At 35.9% G+C, this 4955-nt stretch carries 4 protein-coding genes and 4 pseudogenes; all 8 read left to right on the top strand.

The annotated features are described in order from the left end of the window. Nucleotides 1-92: 92 nt before the first annotated feature. Nucleotides 93-272, top strand: a complete 180-nt coding sequence (locus HMPREF3230_RS03335; RefSeq protein ID WP_075523547.1) for a hypothetical protein — start codon at nucleotides 93-95, stop codon at nucleotides 270-272. Between the two features lie 186 nt (nucleotides 273-458). Continuing rightward, nucleotides 459-736: pseudogene (locus HMPREF3230_RS06680) on the top strand (hypothetical protein). Nucleotides 737-1009: 273 nt separating this feature from the next. Continuing rightward, nucleotides 1010-1231, top strand: a complete 222-nt coding sequence (locus tag HMPREF3230_RS03325) for a hypothetical protein (protein WP_016635346.1) — start codon at nucleotides 1010-1012, stop codon at nucleotides 1229-1231. A gap of 163 nt (nucleotides 1232-1394) precedes the next feature. Continuing rightward, nucleotides 1395-2300, top strand: a complete 906-nt coding sequence (locus HMPREF3230_RS03320) for a BRCT domain-containing protein (RefSeq protein WP_064623273.1) — start codon at nucleotides 1395-1397, stop codon at nucleotides 2298-2300. Between the two features lie 25 nt (nucleotides 2301-2325). Then, nucleotides 2326-3128, top strand: a pseudogene (locus tag HMPREF3230_RS03315) (KilA-N domain-containing protein). Continuing rightward, a pseudogene (locus HMPREF3230_RS03310) lies at nucleotides 3127-3447 on the top strand (hypothetical protein); the annotation flags it as partial. The pseudogenes HMPREF3230_RS03315 and HMPREF3230_RS03310, both read left to right, overlap by 2 nt. A 621-nt stretch (nucleotides 3448-4068) precedes the next feature. Continuing rightward, on the top strand, nucleotides 4069-4680 hold the full coding sequence (locus tag HMPREF3230_RS03305; RefSeq protein ID WP_075523548.1) for a CadD family cadmium resistance transporter: 612 nt from the start codon (nucleotides 4069-4071) through the stop codon (nucleotides 4678-4680). A gap of 213 nt (nucleotides 4681-4893) precedes the next feature. Next, nucleotides 4894-4955: pseudogene (locus HMPREF3230_RS03300) on the top strand (type II toxin-antitoxin system antitoxin, RelB/DinJ family); the annotation flags it as partial.

Here is a 4955-nt window from a genome sequence, read left to right as displayed (position 1 = left end):
ACTTTGCACCCACCCTGTGAAGTGGGAAAATATAGCTCAAAAGGTAAAATGAAACCTGATTATTAGTATGTGTACGAGGAGGTGTTTAAGGAATGGACAAGCTCGTTCGTTTTTGCCGTGAAGTAGCGATGTTCGGCTTGACGGTTGCCTTAATCGCGATGCTGGTTGCCTTAATATGGGATGGCACACTTGCTATTAGAATTGGTTTTACCTCTTTTGCTATTGGTGTCACAGTGATTTCGCTTAAGACTGTCCTTCGAAAGACTGATTGAATTTTGTTTGGTTCAAGTCAATAGTTGAATATCTCACGTTGGGTGGCTATTACTGATTTCTGTCAGTAATAGTCACTTCTTTTTATGAATCTTAAGGTCAGGCTCAATGTCTGTCCTGTTTAGCCGGTGATTAGTTAGGGTAATCGTTAAAAGATTAACAACTGTATCAATGAAAATGCACGGAAATTGCAGAACCAGGATGAGTATGAGGAAAATATACGAGTCTAGTGAACAGGTTTAATACTGTAGAATCAAGCCTTAAGGAAGTAAAAGCTAGCATTGTCGACAAGCAAGCGAGGCGTGACGAGGTTGAATATTTTATCGAGGACTTGAAAAAGCAGGACTTGTTAGTAGTGCTCGATGAAAACGTCTGACTTATCATGGTTGACTATCTAACCGTGCATCAAGATGGAAAGGTTGATATTATCTTCCTTGATAGGAGTGTAATGAAAATAGACGAGTAAATAACAAATATACAATATATGAAGGCTAGTCAATATAGATTTTTCTTGTATAATTAACTCAAGAAAAGCTAGCATAAAAGGTTGACAAGCCATGAAAAAACTGGCAAAATCTTTGACAAACAAACAGACAGACAATGTAGTTCTGTCTCTTTTCACGTAGAATTTTTAATTGGCAGAAATATATACCTGATGTATATGTATGTGTTCCTTCCTATTTTTATGAAATTTTTCAAAACAATAAAAAGAACATTATTAGATTAAAAAGGAGGATTTATGAAAAATACGAAAAAATGCCCAAAGTGTGGGGGAAGTGAAATTATATTTGTGCCTGGATCTGCTGGGGCTTATGGGACTGGAAATAATATTATGACTGGCCATACAATTATGTCGGCAGTACCTGTTGATAGGTATATTTGCACTGCCTGTGGTTTTAGCGAGGAGTGGATTGACCTTGATAATATGGATAAATTAAAAAAGAAATATGATGAGATTTAAATGAGAGTTACTTTTATATGAGGGTGGGATAATAGTTAAAACAGCAGGTCGAGGATTAAAATCGACCTGTTTTTATGTTTAAGGCACTTAGCTTTCAAGATATAATGAGTATTAGAAGATAAATTTGTAAAAGCTCATTTCAATAGATGAAGGAGGTGCTTTCATGTCCAATTCAAACTCAAATTACACTAAGCAACTCATTGATGATTACTGTGTGCTAGATACCGAAACGACCGGCTTTTCTGCGTATTATAATGAGATTATTGAGATTGGTATCTTAAAAGTTAGAAATAATGAGATAGTAGACCGTTATGATCAGCTGATTAAACCGAGTATAGAAGTAGACGGTTTTATTACAGCATTAACAGGAATAACTAATGACATGCTGGAAGGTATGCCATCTATAGACAGTGTGAAAACGTCTGTGCTTTCGTTCATAGGTGATGACATTATCCTTGGTCATAGGACTTCTTTTGATATGCGCTTTTTGAATGAAGGCTTTAAGGAACAACTGACTAACCGGTATATGGATACGATGCAATTTGCAAGAAAACTGTATCCTGAGCTGAAACATCACAGACTCTCCGATTTAACTGACTACTTAGGATTACACAATAATGAACACCGTGCTTTATCAGACTGCACATCAACGAAAGAATTATATGATGCTGTTAAAACACGCATGGCTGAGAAGAATCTAGTAATTGAAGATTTATGGCCTGTTAGCGGAAGTCACGGTGGTAAAGGGATAGATATCAAAGCAATTAAGCCTGATGAAGTGGTTGTTGATAAAGATGGATTTTTCTATAATCGGCACGTGGTTTTCACCGGTAAGCTTGAGAAAATGCTTCGAAAAGATGCTAAGCAGATTGTAGTGAATCTCGGCGGTGTCTTAGATAATAGTGTGACTAAGCAGACGAACTGTCTGATCCTTGGTGACAATGATTACAATGCAATTCTTAAAGGTGAGAAGTCTTCAAAGCATAAGAAAGCGGAAAAGCTCAAGCTTGAGGGGCAAGATATAGAAATTATTGATGAGCGTACTTTCTATGATTTGCTAAATGTGTGAAATTGGATGATTGAGAGGTGATTACGTGTCTAAAATAAATGTTGAAGGTTCAGAAATCAGTATTATTGCCATTGACAATAGAGATTATATTTCTTTAACGGATATGGTTAGAAATATTGATAACGGTTCTGCTTTGATTGAAAAGTGGCTTAGGAATAAGAATACGATAGAGTTTTTAGGTATTTGGGAAGAAATGTATAACACGAATTTTAATTCCACCGAATTCGAGGGAATTAAAAATGAAGCAGGACTTAACCGTTTTATATTATCTGTTAAGCAATGGGTGGGGAAATCAATTTTATCGGTATCGTTGCTAGAGCGGGAAGATATGGTGGAACTTATGCTCATAAAGATATAGCGTTTGAGTTTGCTTCTTGGGTATCGCCATACTTTAAATTATATTTAATCAAAGAATTTGAACGTTTAAAGGAAGAAGAACAGAAGAAGTTAGGATGGGATATTAAAAGAAATTTGGCAAAAATAAATTATAGAATTCACACAAATGCCATTAAGAACAAACTTGTACCAGATAAACTTTCAAAAGAAAAAATCAATTTTATTTATGCAAATGAAGCGGATATTCTTAATGTTTCTTTATTTGGAATAACAGCTAAAGAGTGGCGTGATGAAAATCCGGATTTAAAAGGCAATATTAGAGATTATGCAGATATATCTCAGCTTGTTTGCCTTTCTAATCTTGAGAATCTTAATGCGGTATTTATAAATGAAGGTATGAGTCAATCTGAAAGATTGGAGAAATTAAATGCAATAGCTATTGAACAAATGAGGATACTGTCTGAAAGTGAATCAATTAAAAAATTGCAATAAGCTTGCGTCGTATCATTGGGAAACAGTAGCGGCATCTCAAGAAGAGTTTCGTATACTAGAAAACTATATGAATAAAGATAAGTTGTATCTCTTTGTGTCACGAGACATTCTTGATTCTAATTATGATTTGTCTAAAGTCACTCTTGGAGATAAGCCAATCAAATTAGTTGAATCATCGTTCAATTTACCTGGTACAGGACTTAAAGCTTTATTTTTAGTTGGGAAATTTGATTTAAAAGATAAGTCAAGTTCTGATGTTCTTAAAGTACCAGGACTTAATAAAGCAGGTAATGTTGCTGTAGGTTATAAGAAGAAATAGTAATATTTTGCACTCAAGAATCAAGCTATTAAGCCAATCTTAAACCTTTTAACGATAGCTTTTCCTATTGTTAAAAAGTGCACCCAATATCCATAGTGTGCACTCAAAAAAGTGTAGCTATACTACCCGTTCTCTCAATCCACGTGGAGAGTGTCGTATTGATGTCAAGGGCTTAATAGGTGGGTGCAAGTTTGCTCTTGTGTAGCAAGGCTTAGCGAGGGCTATCGTTAAAAGGTTTAGTGAGTGGCGGCTTTAAGCTGGGTTCTCGCGGTTTTTGAGCGCAGTTTGGCTGTGTGAGGGAACATGTCTACGCTATAAGGTTGAGTGTACAGGATGTTAACGTACTTCGCTTGCGTTGAAAGCACACTGTGCTTTCAACTTTGAGCAAGCTCAGCGAATCGAAGTGCATTCGCGAATTATGTTATTCCTCACGGCTATTAGTAGCCGTTCGGCTGATTTGGCATGTAAAGTCCACTGGACTTTACATTTGAGCCAAATCACGCTTTGAAGGAGCTTGAAATGCGTTATGCAATTTCAAGCTCTGTCAAAGCGCCCATTCAAGTCGATTCGCCACTTTGCACCCCCTTGTCTAAAAAATTTAACATTTTGAAAGGAGAAATAATGGAAACAATAGTATCCGCTTTATTAGTTTTTGTCTCTACATCCATTGACTACTTAGTTGTTTTGACTATTTTATTCGCTAGTCAAGGAAAGAAAGGTTTGAAATCAATTTATGTAGGGCAGTATTTAGGTACAGGACTGCTTGTACTGGCTAGTCTTATTGCCGCTTACTTTTTAAATTTTATTCCACAAGATTGGATTATCGGACTCCTTGGTCTAATTCCGCTAGGTCTTGGTATAAGAGCAATTTTTGTGGATGAAGATATTGATGAAGAAGATATCGAGGGGAAAATTACCGGAAATGGATCAAAAATCTTAGCATTTACAAGTTTAACAGTGGCAATGGGTGGAGATAATTTAGGAATTTATATCCCCTATTTTACAGGAAAGAGTTTGATTGAGATTAGTATAAGTTTAGTAATATTTGCATTAGGAATTTTGGTTCTATGCAAATTATCTCAAAATCTCGCCTCAATTTCTGCTATCGGAGAGACTGTGGAAAAGTACGAAAAAGTAATTGTACCTGTCGTGTTTATTGGACTCGGTCTTTATATATTGATTGAAAATGGAACGATTAATTATTTCATAGGTCAAGTTCTAACTTTGGTGTAAATTCATTTCCTTCCCTTTATCTGCTATTTTTATGTTCAAACTCAAACGAGAAAAATAAGTGGTGCTTCCCACCGTCACGGCGCTTGATCGTACTATCTGATGCAGTAATGCGAACATAAAAATCGTGTATGACAGTCAAAAAATCCCATTCGTGCAAATGTGTTGCAATATGCGATACAGTATTTTATGATGTGTGTATTGAGGTTGATTGATATGGCAGTTACTAAGACAGCGAATGTGAATGTGAGAATACAAGAAAATATTAAGCAGCAGGC

Origin of the sequence: Gardnerella vaginalis (genome assembly GCF_001563665.1) — a bacterium.
GTDB classification, from domain to species: Bacteria; Actinomycetota; Actinomycetes; order Actinomycetales; family Bifidobacteriaceae; genus Bifidobacterium; species Bifidobacterium vaginale_A.
Note: the sequence above shows the minus strand (reverse complement) of the source record. Positions and strands in the feature narration are given on the sequence as shown.

What these genes read in the sequence shown, in the direction of transcription:
- HMPREF3230_RS03335 (WP_075523547.1), top strand. Translation starts at nt 93, where the DNA reads ATGGACAAGCTCGTTCGTTTTTGCCGTGAAGTAGCGATGTTCGGCTTG.
- HMPREF3230_RS03325 (WP_016635346.1), top strand. Translation starts at nt 1,010, where the DNA reads ATGAAAAATACGAAAAAATGCCCAAAGTGTGGGGGAAGTGAAATTATA.
- HMPREF3230_RS03320 (WP_064623273.1), top strand. Translation starts at nt 1,395, where the DNA reads ATGTCCAATTCAAACTCAAATTACACTAAGCAACTCATTGATGATTAC.
- HMPREF3230_RS03305 (WP_075523548.1), top strand. Translation starts at nt 4,069, where the DNA reads ATGGAAACAATAGTATCCGCTTTATTAGTTTTTGTCTCTACATCCATT.